The organism is Pedobacter sp. 05T44 (assembly GCF_056395985.1).
Genome location: NZ_JBFTKO010000009.1, coordinates 103,926 through 121,053 on the forward strand (window position 1 = coordinate 103,926; position 17,128 = coordinate 121,053).

The 17,128-nt window shown below is 38.9% G+C and carries 12 protein-coding genes; all 12 read right to left on the reverse strand.

The features are described 5' to 3' along the window. Positions 1-54: 54 nt before the first annotated feature. The 12 genes from AC1DDK_RS15325 to AC1DDK_RS15380 all read right to left on the reverse strand — a co-directional run bounded on the left by AC1DDK_RS15325 (position 55) and on the right by AC1DDK_RS15380 (position 17,123). Positions 55-1,083: a porin gene (locus AC1DDK_RS15325; protein ID WP_172661120.1), complete on the reverse strand. Its 1,029-nt coding sequence runs from the start codon at positions 1,081-1,083 to the stop codon at positions 55-57. A gap of 43 nt (positions 1,084-1,126) precedes the next feature. Then, positions 1,127-2,494: an ammonium transporter gene (locus AC1DDK_RS15330; protein ID WP_172661121.1), complete on the reverse strand. Its 1,368-nt coding sequence runs from the start codon at positions 2,492-2,494 to the stop codon at positions 1,127-1,129. A 556-nt stretch (positions 2,495-3,050) separates the two neighbouring features. Then, positions 3,051-5,354: a family 20 glycosylhydrolase gene (locus tag AC1DDK_RS15335; RefSeq protein ID WP_337717402.1), complete on the reverse strand. Its 2,304-nt coding sequence runs from the start codon at positions 5,352-5,354 to the stop codon at positions 3,051-3,053. A 15-nt stretch (positions 5,355-5,369) separates the two neighbouring features. Then, the gene (mnmL, locus tag AC1DDK_RS15340; RefSeq protein ID WP_172661123.1) at positions 5,370-6,320 is read right to left on the reverse strand and encodes a tRNA modification radical SAM protein MnmL/YtqA; all 951 of its coding nucleotides are present in this window, start codon (positions 6,318-6,320) and stop codon (positions 5,370-5,372) included. A gap of 89 nt (positions 6,321-6,409) precedes the next feature. After that, on the reverse strand, positions 6,410-6,910 hold the full coding sequence (locus AC1DDK_RS15345) for a hypothetical protein (RefSeq protein ID WP_172661124.1): 501 nt from the start codon (positions 6,908-6,910) through the stop codon (positions 6,410-6,412). Continuing rightward, a complete protein-coding gene (locus AC1DDK_RS15350) occupies positions 6,903-8,171 on the reverse strand; it encodes a condensation domain-containing protein (RefSeq protein ID WP_477612064.1) in 1,269 nt (422 codons plus the stop codon). Before AC1DDK_RS15350 ends, AC1DDK_RS15345 begins: the two co-directional genes overlap by 8 nt. After that, positions 8,168-9,421, reverse strand: coding sequence for a condensation domain-containing protein (locus AC1DDK_RS15355; RefSeq protein WP_288882690.1), 1,254 nt, complete (start codon positions 9,419-9,421; stop codon positions 8,168-8,170). The genes AC1DDK_RS15350 and AC1DDK_RS15355 overlap by 4 nt, the downstream gene beginning before the upstream one ends. After that, on the reverse strand, positions 9,418-10,593 hold the full coding sequence (locus tag AC1DDK_RS15360; RefSeq protein WP_337717398.1) for a glycosyltransferase: 1,176 nt from the start codon (positions 10,591-10,593) through the stop codon (positions 9,418-9,420). The genes AC1DDK_RS15355 and AC1DDK_RS15360 overlap by 4 nt, the downstream gene beginning before the upstream one ends. A gap of 9 nt (positions 10,594-10,602) precedes the next feature. After that, the gene (locus tag AC1DDK_RS15365; RefSeq protein ID WP_337717396.1) at positions 10,603-11,811 is read right to left on the reverse strand and encodes a glycosyltransferase; all 1,209 of its coding nucleotides are present in this window, start codon (positions 11,809-11,811) and stop codon (positions 10,603-10,605) included. Continuing rightward, a complete protein-coding gene (locus AC1DDK_RS15370) occupies positions 11,804-12,568 on the reverse strand; it encodes an alpha/beta fold hydrolase (RefSeq protein WP_172661127.1) in 765 nt (254 codons plus the stop codon). Before AC1DDK_RS15370 ends, AC1DDK_RS15365 begins: the two co-directional genes overlap by 8 nt. Next, positions 12,559-12,858 (reverse strand): acyl carrier protein, encoded by a 300-nt coding sequence (locus AC1DDK_RS15375; protein ID WP_048907178.1) that lies wholly within the window; start codon positions 12,856-12,858, stop codon positions 12,559-12,561. The genes AC1DDK_RS15370 and AC1DDK_RS15375 overlap by 10 nt, the downstream gene beginning before the upstream one ends. Next, the gene (locus tag AC1DDK_RS15380) at positions 12,846-17,123 is read right to left on the reverse strand and encodes a type I polyketide synthase (RefSeq protein ID WP_337717394.1); all 4,278 of its coding nucleotides are present in this window, start codon (positions 17,121-17,123) and stop codon (positions 12,846-12,848) included. The genes AC1DDK_RS15375 and AC1DDK_RS15380 overlap by 13 nt, the downstream gene beginning before the upstream one ends. Positions 17,124-17,128 lie beyond the last annotated feature (5 nt).

Sequence of the window (17,128 nt, forward strand, 5' to 3'; positions counted from 1 at the left end):
CGCCAGAAGTAATATTCTGGCGGCTTAAAATTAAAAAATATTTTGTACAAATCCCTAGAATGCGTAAACAGCAGCCAGAGAGAATTGCGAGGCTGATTTAGACAGAGCACCGCTCTTTTTCACAAATTCCTGAGAATAATCTTTATCGCTATCGAAACGTACTTCAGGAATAAAAGTTAATCCACCTGCTTTAATATTACCAGATAAAGTAATGGCTGCTATACTTGCATCAGGTAGCTCACCTATACCCTTGTAATTAAAATACTCTCCTCTTAAACCCAATGAAACGGCAGGAGTAAATGCATATTGCGGATACAATGCAACACCTGTATAACCACCATTATCATTAGAAACAGAATAATCAGCAGCATTTAAGCCTAACTTGAATTTATCAGTTACCTGATAAGCTGTTGTTAAATCAAAAATAGTTCCCGTACCTCCAGCACCAGCCGAATAACCAGACAAGAAGTTCAGGTAAGCAGACCAGCCTTCAACAGGAGCCACCATTAACTGAGCACCTATATGAGATACTCCATTAAGATCCTGATAAACATTCCAGTCATTGAACAAACCAACCATTAAACTGGCTTTTTCTGAAAAGGCATAAGTTCCTTTGATACCCGCATTTTGAAAAGGGCCGGCACCAAAAAGGTAGGAAGTAGAATAGTTAAAGTTAGCCACCGGCGATATCACCTCATAACCAATAAACGTACCCATATAACCTGCAGTCATGCTAAATTTATCAGTAAATGCATAGTTAACGTACAAATTCTGGATATGGAAAGAGTTATCATCAGGTCCATTTGGAATAGATTGATATTGTCCTCTTGGTCCAAAAGATAATTCTCCAACAAATGAAGCTTTACCAGTAGTTTTCTTTAAAGCCAAATCGATCATCCCAATAGAAACCGAGTTTTGCTCTGAAGCAAAATAGGTTTTAATATTTGGAGCTTTCGCAAAATCATATTTAAAATATGTATCAACTGAACCCGAAATTTGCAATGGAGCTTCAGCGGCTTCCTGAGCGTAGGTAGCCGAAACAATAGATAGTAATGCTATAGTTAGTATTGATTTTAATTTCATAATTTTCGGTTTGAGGTTGATAATTCAGATAGTTTGTGGTTGGTTAAAATGTATTTTCAATTTCTGCCCCTGTTGAAGCAACAATCAAAGTACCTTGAGAATATTTCTCGTTATGTTGAGAAGCATCTAATCCTTCTTCTTCTTCTTCTGAAGTAACACGGATTGGCTGAACTACGTTGATTAATTTAAAGATGATGAAAGAAACTACGAAACTGAATATGATTACAATTACAGCTCCTTTAAGCTGAGTAAAGAAGAACTCAGGATTTCCATAAAACAACCCGTCTGCACCAGCGCTGTTAACAGTTTTAGTAGCAAATACACCGGTTAATAGCATACCAACAATACCACCTACACCGTGGCAAGGGAATACATCTAATGTATCATCTAAACTGGTTTTTTGTTTCCATGAAACAACAAGATTAGAAATAACAGCCGCAATTACACCAATAAAGATACTTGAAGGAATGCTTACGAAACCTGCACCTGGAGTAATGGCAACCAAACCCACTACAGCACCTATACAGAAGCCTAAAACAGAAGGTTTTTTACCTCTTGCCACATCAAAGAACATCCAAGCTAAACCAGCAGCACCAGCAGCAGTATTAGTAGTTAAGAAAGCCGAAACTGCTAAAGCATTAGCACCCAAAGCAGAACCTGCATTAAAGCCGAACCAACCGAACCAAAGTAAGCCAGTACCAATTAGTACATAAGGAATATTAGCTGGTGGAACTTCCTGATGCTCAATATGAGATTTCCTGCGTTTTAGAACCAAAGCACCAGCCAGGGCAGCCATACCAGCAGAGATGTGTACAACAGTACCACCTGCAAAATCAAGTACACCCATTTTTAAAAGGAATCCATCAGGAGACCAGGTCCAGTGTGCTAAAGGAGAATAAACAAATAGGGCAAACAATACAATAAACAAAATGTAAGAGGTAAAACGGATACGTTCTGCAACCGCTCCAACAACTAAGCCCGGAGTAATAATAGCAAACATCAATTGGAATACCGCAAACAATGAAAGTGGAATAGTTCCCCATGCCGGACCAGAATTTACACCCTGGAAGAACAAGAATGTGGTTGGATTACCTATAAATCCACCAATTGTTTCTCCAAAAGCAAGGCTAAAGCCTACAACAATCCAAAGCACGGTAATTACACCTGCAGCCACCACACTTTTAATCATGGTAGAGAGAACATTTTTACGATGAACCATACCGCCATAGAAAAATGCGAGTCCTGGAGTCATCAAAAATACAAGAGCTGAAGCAATTAATACAAATGCAATATCAGGCGCACTGTATTTTCCCTCGTCAAAGTTAGGAAGTAAGGGAATAAAAAGAGCCAAAATTGCAATTATCAATAAAACTGCAAATGGACCCCACTGTTTAAATAAAACTTTTGCCATAAATGTTAGATTTTACTAGTTTATAATTATACTTTATCTGATTTTTTGATAAAACTAGACAAAATTTTCAATTATTCATATTTTTAATCAAACAAAAACAACACAAAACATTAAAATATTCAAAAATTATAGCCAAAAACATTAAAATTTAATAAAATCACTATCAAATTTTTAAATATTTCTCACATTCAACACAAAAACACCTTTATTTTTTAACAAAAACATAAAAATTAACAAAAAACAAGATTTGCAAAGAAAAAAGCAAAAAACAGGATAAAACGGGATAAAACGGGATAAAAAAAGGGATTTCCCGAAATTTAGTACACTTTCAGACACACAATAGGCGCATATCGGCTTATTTTCAAGCAGAAATTATAAATTTCGAAAAGAAAAAGACAGAATCCCTGACCCAGCAATGGTTTTAAGGGGAACAAATTTTGGCATTACACCATTTATGGATTACCAATGAGATTTTTCAGGCAGATTACCCAAAAAAAAGAGCTATTTAAAGATTATCCGGAGATTTAAAAACAACCTCCGGATAAGAAACTACACCCTAATGAAAGAAAACAGATGCATCAACATCCTTAAGCTTACCAGAAGGTGTTTTATATTGTAGCTTTAATGTGTAACCTCCGCCACCTTCCAAAAACATAAGTTCAAATGGGTGGTACCCTTTCTCAAGAGCTATTTCAGCAGATTTTTCAATAGATGTGTGCATACCATCGCTATCAATAAATACTTTATCACCTAATTTCAACACACTTCCATCATCTGAGCGCAATGCGAACGAATAAATACCCGTTTCTTCTGCATAAAAGTAACCTTTATGACGGGTAGCAAAACTTTCCGCAGTTTTTGCTACAGGAATTTCAATTGCAGCGCTAATGCCTTCGTTGGTAAGATCTTTTTCGTCTATAGCGTTTACAGTCTTATAAAAGCGCGGATAATATGAAAACTTTAATCCCTTTGCTGGTGATGATAACTGTACAGGCTTAATATAATCCTGATGTACATAATTAATGGTATAAATATCCCCTCTGTTACCATTTGGTCTAAAACCTGCCACTTTAAATTCCACCGGCTTAGTTATGGTCAAATCTCCATTAAAAATTTTCGACTGCAAAGTAGGCAAGGTACCATCAGTAGTATACCTTATTGTTAAACCTGCAAGTGACTTATTTATATGTAATGTGCCCTTATCAACAAATACACTCTGGGTAGTAAATCCATCCAGGTCTGGAAGCCGATAATTTATATTCATAGCATCCAGCAATGAAAAGTGCTTCTGTACACGATTTTCAAAATTATTCCAGTCTACACCTCCTTTAAACCACGCTACCTCCGCCATAGCCAACATTCTTGGAAACACCATATATTCCAATCTTCTCTCAGAAGGAATATATTCCGTCCATATATTGGCTTGTACTCCAATTACAAATTTCTTCTCGCTTTCTGAGATGTTAAATTTATATGGATCAAAAGAATATACCTTTTGTAATGAACCACCATCTTGCTGAGCATCAAAATAACAAAACTCACCAGGAGTCATAATCACATCATTCTCTTTTTCCGCAGCGTGTTTAGGTGCTGTAGGCACCCATGTTCTCCAATACATCATTGTAGCTGTTGGCGATACACCTCCATCAAGAATTTCGTCCCAACCGATTAGCTTTTTACCTTTACTGTTAAAAAACCGCTCCATTCTCCGCACAAAATAGCTTTGCAGCTCATCCACACTTTTAAGTCCTTCCTTCTTCATCAGCGCTTCACATTCAAGCACATTTTTCCAGCTGCTTTTTTCAACTTCATCGGCACCCAGATGGATATATTTGCTTGGAAATAATGCAGCAATCTCAGTAAATACATTTTCGGCAAATTCAAAAGTTGTTTCTTTACATGGGCACAATGGCTCAGAGAAGTCCTTTGCCTGTCCACCTTTGCCATGAGAAGTTAGCCAGGGCATAAGGTTTGTTGCAGCCATCATATGTCCCGGCATATCAATTTCAGGTATAATCTCTATTCCTTTAGAATCAGCATACGCAATTAGCCCACGCATTTCATCTTGAGTATAAAAACCTCCGTACATCTTCTTACCATCAATCATTTTGAAATGTTTTTCAGGAATAGCATAATCAGGATTTGTTTTAGCAAGTGCAATACAACTCGAATCCTGACCATTCATCTCTCGCCACGCGCCTTTTGATGTTAGTTCAGGGTATTTTTTGATTTCGATTCTCCAACCCTGATCATCTGTTAAATGCAAATGAAACTTATTGAATTTATAGTAAGACATTCTATCTATCATTGTTCGCAGATAAGCAAGATCAAAGAAATGACGGGAAACATCCAAATGAATACCTCTCCACGAGAAATGTGGCGCATCTTCAATTTTTACACAAGGAATAGCGATTGCGCTCAGCAATGATTTTTGTAAAACCTGCTTGCGGCGTAATATCGCAGTTCCCATCAACTGTTTCAGGCTGGTTACAGCCCAAAAGGCACCTTGTATTGTGGCAGCTTTAATTACAATTGCATTTTTTTCAACTGATAATGTATAACCTTCATTTGCAATGGAAGGATCAAGACCTAAAGTAACTGTATTTGCGGCTGTCTTTCCTTGTTTAAGCAACGCAAAAGTAGCCTTTAATTCAGTTAAGGCTGGTGCCAGACTTTCCGAGTTTTCAGCCAACAGCAGTTTTGTAGCAGTTGTCCACTCAAAATTACCTGCAGCAGGAATGAGTTTCACAGGTTGTGGTATAATAGCATAACCTGCCTTTTCTTGCTGTGCGAATGTTGTAAGCACACAAAGAAACAAAACTAAGGTGATCTTAAGTTTCAAAGTAATAAAGTTATTCATAAAATGTCTGGTAATCTATTTAGCTAAGTATTCTGATCCTTGCACTACACCTCTGCGTTCAATTTCCTTATCAATATATGTTTGAATTGCAGATTTATTTAACCCCCAGTTAGGTGCTATTAACAAATCCCAATCTGATATCCCAAATAATCTTTGAATAACAATATCGGGCCTCAATAACGGAATTAATTTACAAAGCAGATCGGTATATTCTTCTAGCGAGAACAGCTTAAAGGGTTCCTTTTTATATTTTACTCCCATAATTGATCCTTCTACTATGTGAAGGTGATGGAATTTTACAAATTTGATTTGAGGGAACCGGTTAATCTCATGGATGTAACCCAGCATCATTTCTTCTGTTTCCCAAGGGAAGCCAAAAATAGTATGTACACAAAGGTCAAGCTTACTGTTTTCAAGTAATTTAACGGCCTCAACAAACTCGCCATGACTACATCCTCTATTGATCTGATTAAGCGTTTCGTCGTATATAGACTCCATGCCCATTTCCAAATCCACATCAAATCGATCAGCATAGCTTTCAAGTAAAGCAACCTTTTCTGCATCAATACAATCAGGGCGGGTACCCACAGAAAAGCCTACAACATCTTCTGTATTTATAGATAGTGCTTCATCGTACATCATTTTTAAATAATGTACAGGAGCATAAGTATTCGTATTAGGCTGGAAATAAACAATAAACTTATCGGCTTTATAAAAACCCTTACCTCTTTCCATACCCTGCTCTAATTGTTCGCGTATGGTTGGCAGCTTTCTGGAAAGCTCAGGGGTAAAAGAGTCTACATTACAGTAGGTACATCCTCCATAACCTTTACTCCCATCGCGGTTAGGACAAGTAAATCCACCATCAACTATTACTTTAAACACACGTTGCCCATTGTATTTCTCTTTGAGGTGTGTTCCGTAATTTCTATATCCTTTTATTCCTTGATCCAGTAAAGTTCCCAATTGCTTTTTTCTTGCAAAAATACAGCTTTTAATTTATTTCTGACAAAGAATGATTGTTAACCGCCAGGTAGTTGCTATCAGACCAGAAATTAAGCACTTTTTAACTCTTTAATTTTTTTAATGGGCCAGAGAGTAAAAACTATCGACAATGTACCGGCCAGGGCACCCAAAAGAATAGAAAGCAATTTCCCATTAAAACTATAATCTTTAGGGATACTAAGTTGGACCGCCAACATACAAAACAAAATAACAGATGAGGTAGTTACGCCGTTAATACCTGCCATTTTAAACATAAATTTATTCTTAGTAAAATTATCAGGCAGCACAAATCCTGCTTTACCCTCTTCAGAAAGTGCTATTGTTTTTTTTAAAATATCGAAAGTGATTATAAATGGAAGCAACAATGCCATAGGTAGCAGAAACCGCGCAATACAATACTCACCTTCAAATAAGTGAACCGCATTGAGATTTTTAAAGCTAAAATACGGGATAATAGTGTTAGCGATAACGTTGGGAATAAAGTAAAGCGGCAGGTTCCGCAGAACAAGCCTTTTCAATACCATGCCATCACTTTTTAAATCTTTAAGCATAACTTACCATCAACTCTTGCTGTAATAGTTCCAGCGCTTTATTTTTAATTGCTATTGCCTCACTTTCAGGTAAAAAAGCATCATTTGAGCAAAATGTGAAATCCATTTCTCCTTTAAAAGTACTTACAACTATGGTATTGGGATTTCGCCATGGGAAACCGACCGATGGACTATATATAGCTTCCACTTCAAAGGAATCGTAGTTTTCAGGAATTCCCAGTCTGCCCATATTTGAAAAAGTTACATCATGACTACCTTCAGTGGTCAATAAATACTTCACCATCTTCTTTACCGAGCCATGGAAATATTCACTCATGATCAATAGTTCATGAACATTCATAGCAGCAATTTTTGTATTCAGGTCTTCCTTTACTTTCTTTGCTTTTTCCCAAAAACCGGCAAGCTTATCATCAACCGATAGTTCGGCAATGGGTGCAAAAGCAAACATGGTATCCCCTTTTATTTCGCTGATAAATCGCCTCACATCAACCGGACAGATTACCTTACCACGAGCCTTACTCCCTTTAACAGATTGAAATGCTTTTAATAAAATAACACACAAAGCAGAATACACACTTACACCTGCTGTTTTACATTCAATAGCAAGTGCTGCCGTTTTCTCTGCATCCAGTCGCCAATGCAAAAAATAGTTCTGCCCCTCAGGCTTTTTACTTTTTGTAGATTTAAAAAGAAAAAACAACCTTGCAACTACTGAAAAAAACTTCGCTTTTAAAACCTTCCCTTTACTGACTTTAAATGATTGAGAAAGTAATCCTTCCATAGAATTAAATGGCAGGTAGCTGGATAGCTCCTTTTCCGGTTCATCCAGTACTTCTAATATCTCACTCATCAAAGCGACAAAAGTAGTACCGTCACAAATACAATGCGGACAAACTAGAATCAGATCCGAAACTTCGGCATCCTTAAGCCATACAACTCTTGCCAATGGCGCACTCTTTCCATCAAAAAGTTTTCTCCATTCAGCTTTAGATTGTGCTTTCCAATCGTCATCACTAACCCTTTCCCCAATTCTAACCGGAATTTCAGAAAGCTTATTACTCGAAACAAAATAAGGAACCCCCGCAGCATCTTCCTTTATACTTGCTCGCAATAAAGGATGTTTTTGCTGCACTTTATGTAATGCATTACGTAATCTTTCAAGCGTAAAACTCCCTCGAATAGTAATTGCAAATACACAATTTAAAGGAGTAGAAGCATCCACATACATGATTCTTTCTCCCATGATCAGCCGTCTTCTCATAGCTCATTAAGTATTTCCATCATTTTTTCTTTAATAGCCTGCGCTTCATTATACGGGATAAACCCTTCGCTGGCAATAAATGTAAAATCCATTTGCCCAAGATAGGTTGAGGTTACAAGTGTTGTCGTATTCCCCAACGGACCTATTACAGAGGGGCTAAAAATGGTTTCCACAGCAAAATTTTTATACAGATAAGGAATATCTACTCTGCCCAGATTAGAAAACATGCAATCGTTACTGGACTTACCATACTTTAGAAAATTAGTAAAGTTATTTAATGATGAATGCGACTCTTCCATCATCATAATCGTTTCATACGGATCTAACTTTGTGGTTTTCTTGTCAATATCTTCCTGCATTCTTTTAGCGTCAGCAAAAAAGCCGAGGTCTTTATCTGCAGAAACCACCAGCATCAAACCAAACGCAAAAATGTTATCTCTCTTAATTTTTGGGGCAAACCTGCGAATATCAACAGGGAGTGAGATTTTGTTATGAAAGTTTTCTTTTCGAACTTCCTTAAATGCATTTAATACTGCCACACATAGTGCTGTATTAACCGTAACTCCTTCCGTTTTACACTTATGGATTAACCGGTCGCTTAATTCCTTTTCAAGCTTCCAGTGAATCATATAATCACGCTTTCTTTCAATCAATTTCTTTTTAACGGGAATCAGCCATAAAAACAGGGTTGCTACACCTCCAATTAATTTGGCTTTAATGATCTTCTTCTTGTTATTAAGAACTGAAACCGGTATAATATCTTCAATCCTTAAAATCGGATCTTCCTTACCTATCTCTATTGAGCCATCATCTAGTAATAGTAAAAGTTCAGCCAAAATTGCCATAGCCGAGCCCCCGTCACAAAGGCAATGATGGATAACCATTATAAATTCAGAAAACTCCTCACCTTTTATCCACACCAGCCTCATTAAAGGCCCTGATCTGGTATCAAACAAGGTCGACCACTCATTCATTGACTCTGTTTTCCAGTCGTCATCAGTAGTCCGGGCTACAATCCTTAAAGGAATTTGAAGTTCAATTTTTTCACTAACCACAAACCAGGGCCTCGATTTCTGGTCATCCATTACAAAAGCATTCAAAAATGGGTGTTTTTCCTGAAGCCTCCGCAATGCATAGCGCAAGTTCTCTATTTCAAAACTCCCTTTTAACTTTATAGGGATCACGGCATTAAAGGGCGCTTCCCCATTTCCATGAAGCATTCTTTCGGCAAATAGAAGCTTTCTTTTCATACAAATTCTTCTAATAACTGTACTGCTTTATCATTTCCACCGGCAGCAATAAATGTTTCTTTAATTCTCAAAGAGGCGTTTCTGTATACCGGATTTTCAAGCAACTCAAATACTGCCCTCTTCATATCCTCGATGCGTAACCGCTTATAGCGGATCTTGATCCCACAACCGGCATTTTCGATAAGTTTAGCGGTATGAAAATGATCATAGGCAATTGGAGTGATCAACATTGGCAATCCATTAATGAAGGTATCGTTAACGGTATTAAAACCACCATGACAAATCACAGCATCCATTTTTGGCATCAGCTCAGCCTGTGGTACAAAACCATTAACAATAAAATTATCAGGCCATTGCTCAAAAATATCTGGATTGGTGGCTGCCACTATAGTTACCGGGGCATCTGCAAAAGCTTCGATCAACTTACCAAAAAACTCTTTTCTTATGTCAACCAGCAAAGTTCCTAACGAAACAAATACTTTAGGAGTAGTTGTTTTTTCTAACCTCTCCCAATCAAAGTCAGCATGATTTGGCCGACCTTTAACAGGCCCAACAAATTTCATATGAGGCATGGAGTCCTGAGCTCCGGCAAACTCTTCAGAAGTAAAAACGATGTTCATTTTATGTGAGTGAATTACAATCTCTTCACCATACACACCAAATTCCCGCTGTAATCCTTTAATCAGGTTTTCCTGCCATTCAAATATTTTAGGTGCGCTGTTCGCCGTATCTCCCATCACATCCGGTGGCACCGGTGTAGTCGTAACACAAGGAATTCCTTTAATGTAAGCACATAATGCCCCCGCAAAAGTGATGCAATCGTTAATAATTACATCTGGCTTCCATTCATCAACATACCTACCCAGGCCTTTCATCATAATGCGGGCAATAGGAACGTAAGTTTCTTCAAGTGCCAGTTTCATTACCTCAGGTCCAGAACAAGCCGGGCCATCATCCTGTCTCTTTAATATTTTTTGAAGTTCTTCCTGATGTTCAACCAAATCATCATGCGGATAGATGTACTCACCACCCTCAGGAATATGAGAATCCGAAAGCGGTATAACACCAAGCCATTTCACCTCATGACCTTTAGCGATAAGACTGGCTCCTACACTTAACGTTGGGCTTATATGACCAAAAAAAGGTGGCACAACGAACAAAAACTTTGACATAATTCTCTTTTAATTATTTAATACCTCAACATATCTTACCGCGCTTAACTGTACAAGCAAATCAGCAGCAGTTTCCGTCCCTCCAGCCTCTTCAAAAGACAAGCTCATCTGTCGTGCTGCCTTACCGAAAGATTCATTATTTAAAATTTCCTCAACAGCTTCCTTAAGATGTTTTGATTTGAACCGATTGAAATTTAACCTCAACCCGGCACCCACTCTGACCACCCTTCCGGCAACGTGCGACTGGTCGTACGCAATAGGCACAACTACCATTGGCAAACCATTAGTTAAAGTTTCACATACTGTATTATGACCTCCGTGACAAACAACTGCATCGAGATAAGGTAGCAGCTCCAGCTGTGGAACATTGCGCTGAACGATAAAATTCCCGGGCCATTCATCAAATAACGAAGGTTCAGAAACAACCACAACAGTTAAAGGTTCTTCAGCAAAAGCTTCAATCACCTTAGCAAAAAAACTCTTCTTATGTTCGTGATCAAACGTAGTTCCTATACTTACCAATATTTTTGGTTGCGGGGTCCTCCGTTCCAATCCTTCCCAATCAAAAGGCGTTTGCCCTTCTCGCTTATGGATAACAGGACCTACAAACTGATAATTAGAAGGCAATTCCATTTCACCAAAAAAAGCTTTAGATGTCAACACCATTGTTAACAGGTCCGAGCAGGCAATAGCATTTTCACTTTCAACACCCAAATCCTTTTGAAGTGCCACAATTTGGTTTACCTCCCATTCATGGATCTTAGGTAGTTCATCCATCACCTTAATTGCAGCCGGTGCAGTAACAGAAGTTGCATAAGGAATATTTCTATTAACTGCAGCAATAGCTCCGGCAAACATCTGATGATCTGTAATTATCAGATCTGGCTTAAACTTATCCAACAAACCCACAATACCTTCGTAACTGTGTTTGTTCAAAGGGATCAAAACTTCCTCGTAAAGGAATTTGATGCTATCGATACCATAAACGATCTTCTTTGTAATGATGTCAAGATATTTCTCGCTGTCCTGTTTTTGCTGATCATTTTCATCATACTCAATAAGCAGTAACTGCCCCCCTTTAGGGAGGCGCAAAGCCAAAGATTTATCCAGACTAATCCAGGCCACTTCGTGACCGCGATGCAATAAAACAGCACCAATACTTAATGTTGGGTTAATATGCCCTGTTAAAGGCGGAACTATGAATACCAATTTAGCCATTGTTAAAAAATGTTTCCATGATATTTCCAATACTTACCGGCTCCTGAATAGGAATATTATGGTCGCCGTTAACCTCAAGCAATGCTGCTCCTCTTATCTTATTTTTCAATTTCTTACCCGCTCCCAGGCAATTTGAATTTGCACCATATAGCAGTAAAGTATCTTGCTGTATATCCGAAATCTCAGCAGCGCTAAAAAACTCCTTCTCAAGAATCATATCACTCTTTATACTGGTTTCGTGAAAAAGATACTCGTACATACGGTGGTTACGTTCCATCTGTCGCTTTCCCATTTTCACCTTCGTGGTATCTGTAAAATTGGTTACATAATGCTCCAGAAACTCCCTGCTGTAATCATCTATAATATCTCTCGTTTTATCATCATTAGGATCTGGGGCTTCTATAACAGCAAGTTTTTTTATCTTTCGGGGAAAGCGCGCAGCCATTTTTAAAGCAATAAGTCCCCCAAAACTATATCCGGCCAGGTGCACCTTATCAATCCCCAAACTATCCAGTAAATTCACCAGATCATCGGTCATACTATTAAGGTCGTAGCCATTTTCTATTCTTTCACTTAAGCCATGGCTTTTAAGATCATACATAACCACATGAAAGTGTTTCGCTAAAATGGGCGCAATATTAAAATAGTAAATAGAAAGGTTGCTAAACATCCCGTGAACAAGCAGCACCGTTTCCGCAGCCCCTTTATTCAGTTCCTGTATATGCACTCCTCTGTTATTTACTTCTATTATTGGCATTCTTCTATGTAGTTTACAATCGTTCCTAAATTCAGATTGATAAGCTGATCAAGATCCATGTTAGACAACCATCCTGTAAAGTCTATCTGCTCACCAAAGTGTGCCTTAATTTTTTCAGAAAAGGATACAATTTCAATACTATCCATCTCAAGGTCTTTAGTGAAAGAGCTTTCCATCGTGATATCCATTTCTTCCACAAACTCTTCTCCTATCACCTCTGTAATAAATTGTTTCATAAGATCAAAGATCTCGTTGCTGTTCAGTTTTGCTGTCGATACTACTGCGTCCATCCGATTATATAATTTTTATGTTTTATTGTTTTTATGAATATGTCGTGAATCCTTAATTCTTCTCCTCTGATCTCCTGTATAGTATATGCTTTTGGATTTCCCTGCAGGCCTTTCCCGAGGTATTTCCCGTAAGCCTCCTTTGCCACCCAAAAACGGGTTGCCCATTCCGCTTTGTCTTTATCTGCTAGCAGTACCTTCTCTTCCTCAGAGAAAACGAGATCAGCAAACCCTTCACTTCGCTCCTCAATCCGTTCAATGTCAATACCAACAGATCTATCGTATTGTGCAATTCCAACAGCATCAGTCCCTTTATGGGCAATAGAAACATGTATATCCTCAGTCATATTGCCATATGGGTAGGGCTTTCTGAATTCGTCTGATCTGATTTCAAAAGCAATCGGAAAGTAGGCTTCTTGTTTAGTCTTCTTCAGTAAATTTCGAACAGCATCTTTTACTGCAACTCTACTGATCATCCATTCTTTTCGCTTATTTGGCAATAATGAATTATGATGTTTTTTCTCATCCTGATTGAAATAGCGTTTTAAAATAAAGTCCCACGAAACCACCCTGCTGTAAGCGTTGTGAAACATGAACACTCCCGGGGCAATCTCTTCTGAAAGTCTGTTATTTAATGGCGACATAGAAACGCTCCACAACGCATCATCAATTTCAAGTCTTCTGTTTTGCCAGCCTGATATTACCGCCCAGATCTTATTATCCCGCTTCATCACAAAATCTGCGGTAGCAAATTCATCATTCAACTCCGTGAGCACACAAGTACATTCAAAACTTCCTTTCTGATCTTTAAAATCACCAAAGAACTCTATTTCCTGTATTTTAACAGGGAAAGCGATGCGATCTTTTGTAAGTGTAAGCTGCAGCCATAAACCAAACAGCTGTCCGGCATTATCTAAAAGAGAACCCTTGCCAGTATCACCTTCAATGATACCGGTAATGCCTTTTTCACCAACAGCAATTAATTTCTTTATACCCTGATAGCCGGGTCCATGAAACATATGTCCATCATATATCTGCTCAGTTGTTCTGTCGATGTTCAAAATCTTACCCACATCAAAACTCCTCAAAGGAGCATCAGCAAGATTAGCGGCCAGCAATACTTCTGCATTTGCAAAGCGCTCCAGATTCAGATATACCAACTGGTGATCTTTCCACTCGCCTGTAACTGTTTCTACAAATGGTTTTGCAACATTCATCCATTGGAACACCTTTATGTTCATGATCTTTTGCACCTGCTCTTCGGGCGACTGATCAACTGCAATTTCAGCGAACAGTTCAAAAATCATTGTCATTGGAATTACGGGATCCATATCATCTAGACAGTGCCATCCTTTGGGTTGTCTGAGCAATGAATGGTCTACCAGATACGGACAGTTTTCTAAACTAACATCCAGCTTTTTAGAAAATGGAACCCTCCGACCAGAGGCCCTCATAACCGGAGCGGGGGCGTTTGCAGTTTGATTAGCAGGAACTCCATTCTTAAATAACTGAAGTAATTCCGATTGAATATCAATCATCTCCTCAACATTCTCATTAAAAGCCTTCATTAGAGGATGTGAGGCAGCAGAGTCCTCCAGAACTGCCTCCCTCCGATATGCAGTCTTTTCTTGTTTTTGCGCCAGTGCTTTAATGCCTGCAATATTATTAATTATGGGTAAGCCAAGCTGAAGCACAATACCTTTTCTGGCAGCTACTTTTTTCTTATCATACCCCATGAATTGCATTCCGGCTTCCTTACCCTCAACAAACAATGCCGCTAGTACACGTTGCAACTGGGCAATACCAGAACGGATTGGTACGTTTGACGATACCGCACTATAATTTTTACCGCGTAAAGTATCATCAATAAAACCAATCAAACCACCCGATCCGATCTGCACAAACACCCTTGCACCTTCATTATAAAGTCGCTCAGTAAGTTCACGAAAGCGAACAGGCTTTATCAGGTGTTCTACACTTAACTGTCTTATTGCTTCAAAACCTTCCGGATAAAGCTCCAAAGTAGTTGCCGACCATAATGGGAACTTCGTTTTTCTAAACTGCATATCCTTCATGCCTTCCAGCATAACGTCCAGTTTATCTGCCACAAAAGGAGAATGGAATCCAGACTGAAAAGGAAGTATCTGATGAAAGATTTGCTTGGTCCTTAATATTGGCACCAGCTCATCAAGAGCCGTATTACTTCCGCAAAGAATAACCTGTTGCGGGCAATTATCATTTGAAAGATATAGTTGATCTATGTTTTCGATAATAGGCTGCAGCTTATCAATTCCACATCCTACGGCAATAAATTTGGAATCCTTTAACTCAAATGTTTCCGGGTTGAGGTAGTTAAGCAATTGCATTACCGATGATTCTTCTGCCAGCTCAGAAGATCTTGCCGCGAGCCATTCCCCTAAGCTATGTCCTGCATTCATATCAGGCAGTACACCTAATTGCTTAATGGCCGTATCAAGAATGCTGCTTTTCTCCAGAATTTTCAAAGCTTCATCTAATAAACCACCAGCTGTCGATACCTCCTTATGTGCAATATTGAAATGCTCAGCAACACTAAGTACCTCTCCACCTGCCAAACCATCAAGGCCTGGAAACACAAAAGCTACTTTCCCACCCTTGCTTAAAAGAGGCTCATTATTATACCATATATCTTGTTTATTGCGCCATGGAATATTTTTCCCCGCAATTTTAAGCGCTTTCTTTATTCGCTCGGGAGTTGGATCAAACACCGCAATGCGATATTTGCCTTCACCAGGATCTTTGTCATTGGTTTCCAAAGCATCCAACAAAGCTTCGTGGCTGTGGCGCGCTATTAACAATACCTGATCTGTCTGTGTACTCTTTAAAACAGAAGCAGGCTCCGGCTTATTAGCTTCATAACCTTCAAGTACCACATGTGCATTTATGCCTCCAAAACCAAAGGCATTTACACCCGCAATCCTTGGTAAACCTGAAGTTTCCCAATTCTGCGCATCTTGCACAGCACTAAATCTCGTTTCTTTTAATTGCGCTAGAGGAACATCACAATGCAATGTCGGCGGAATAATACCATGATACAATGCTAATGATGTCTTTATCAGTCCTGCAATACCCGAAGCAGGCATGGCATGACCGATATTAGATTTTACCGTTCCAATACCTGCCTTTGGCAATGAATTATCACTACCAAAAAATTGCAATAAAGTCTCTATCTCAGTTTTATCACCCAATGGCGTACCGGTACCATGAGCTTCAATGTATCCTATATCTTTTAAATCAACACCAGCATTTTCCCAGGCCTGGGCAATCGCTTTGATTTGTCCTTTTACCGAAGGGCTCATTACACTCGTGCCACTTCCATCACTACTAACACCAATACCTTTTAATACGGAATAAATTCTGTCGCCATCAGCAATTGCATCTTCAAGGCATTTTAACACTACAAACCCACAACCTTCTCCAATAAGTAATCCGTCGGCTCCCTCATCAAAAGGAGCAATCTTTCCTTTTCTGGATAAAGCACCCAGTTGAGTAAAAATACTCCAGAACGCAGCATTCTGGCCAACATGAACACCCCCTGCAATAACCATATTACAACGCTTACTATTCAACTCCTGCACCGCATGATCAATGGCAATAAGAGAGCTCGCACAGGCCGCATCTAAAGTATAAGCCACCCCGCCAAGATTTAACCTGTTGGCAACTAAAGAAGCCACAAGATTAGGAATAAGCCCCATTGCAGTATCAGCGCCAAAACGACCTTTACGAACCTGAAACTCTTTCTTTACCTTATCTATTTCTTCTTCACCCAAATGAGGTAAAAGATCTTTTAAAACACTGGCAATCTGCTCGCCTGTTCTCACTATTTCTATGGCGCGGGTAGCTCCCGGCCCGGCATAATTCCCTTTACCGATAATGATGCCCGTTTTATCAAGCGAAACATTCTTTTCAAACACCCCTGCATCTTCCAATGCTTTCTGAACCAGGTTAAGTGTTAACAAATGATCAGGTTCTGTACCTTCAACAGCTAATGGTAATATCCCAAAACCGGCAGGATCAAACTCCACTTCAGGGATAAAACCTCCACGGTTACAATAAAAACGATCGACTCCAGCAGAACCCTTTTCAAAATGTACCTGATCAATTCTATTGGCAGGAACAATCTGTGTAGAATCTACCTTGTTAATTATATTTTGCCAGAATGTCTCCACATCACCCGCACCGGGAAAAATGCAAGACATTCCTACTACAGCTACATCCGTTTTTTTCATAACGT

Coding starts and splice junctions, on each gene's coding strand:
- AC1DDK_RS15325 (WP_172661120.1), bottom strand. CDS start 1,083: ATGAAATTAAAATCAATACTAACTATAGCATTACTATCTATTGTTTCG.
- AC1DDK_RS15330 (WP_172661121.1), bottom strand. CDS start 2,494: ATGGCAAAAGTTTTATTTAAACAGTGGGGTCCATTTGCAGTTTTATTG.
- AC1DDK_RS15335 (WP_337717402.1), bottom strand. CDS start 5,354: ATGAATAACTTTATTACTTTGAAACTTAAGATCACCTTAGTTTTGTTT.
- AC1DDK_RS15345 (WP_172661124.1), bottom strand. CDS start 6,910: ATGCTTAAAGATTTAAAAAGTGATGGCATGGTATTGAAAAGGCTTGTT.
- AC1DDK_RS15350 (WP_477612064.1), bottom strand. CDS start 8,171: ATGAGAAGACGGCTGATCATGGGAGAAAGAATCATGTATGTGGATGCT.
- AC1DDK_RS15355 (WP_288882690.1), bottom strand. CDS start 9,421: ATGAAAAGAAAGCTTCTATTTGCCGAAAGAATGCTTCATGGAAATGGG.
- AC1DDK_RS15360 (WP_337717398.1), bottom strand. CDS start 10,593: ATGTCAAAGTTTTTGTTCGTTGTGCCACCTTTTTTTGGTCATATAAGC.
- AC1DDK_RS15365 (WP_337717396.1), bottom strand. CDS start 11,811: ATGGCTAAATTGGTATTCATAGTTCCGCCTTTAACAGGGCATATTAAC.
- AC1DDK_RS15370 (WP_172661127.1), bottom strand. CDS start 12,568: ATGCCAATAATAGAAGTAAATAACAGAGGAGTGCATATACAGGAACTG.
- AC1DDK_RS15375 (WP_048907178.1), bottom strand. CDS start 12,858: ATGGACGCAGTAGTATCGACAGCAAAACTGAACAGCAACGAGATCTTT.
- AC1DDK_RS15380 (WP_337717394.1), bottom strand. CDS start 17,123: ATGAAAAAAACGGATGTAGCTGTAGTAGGAATGTCTTGCATTTTTCCC.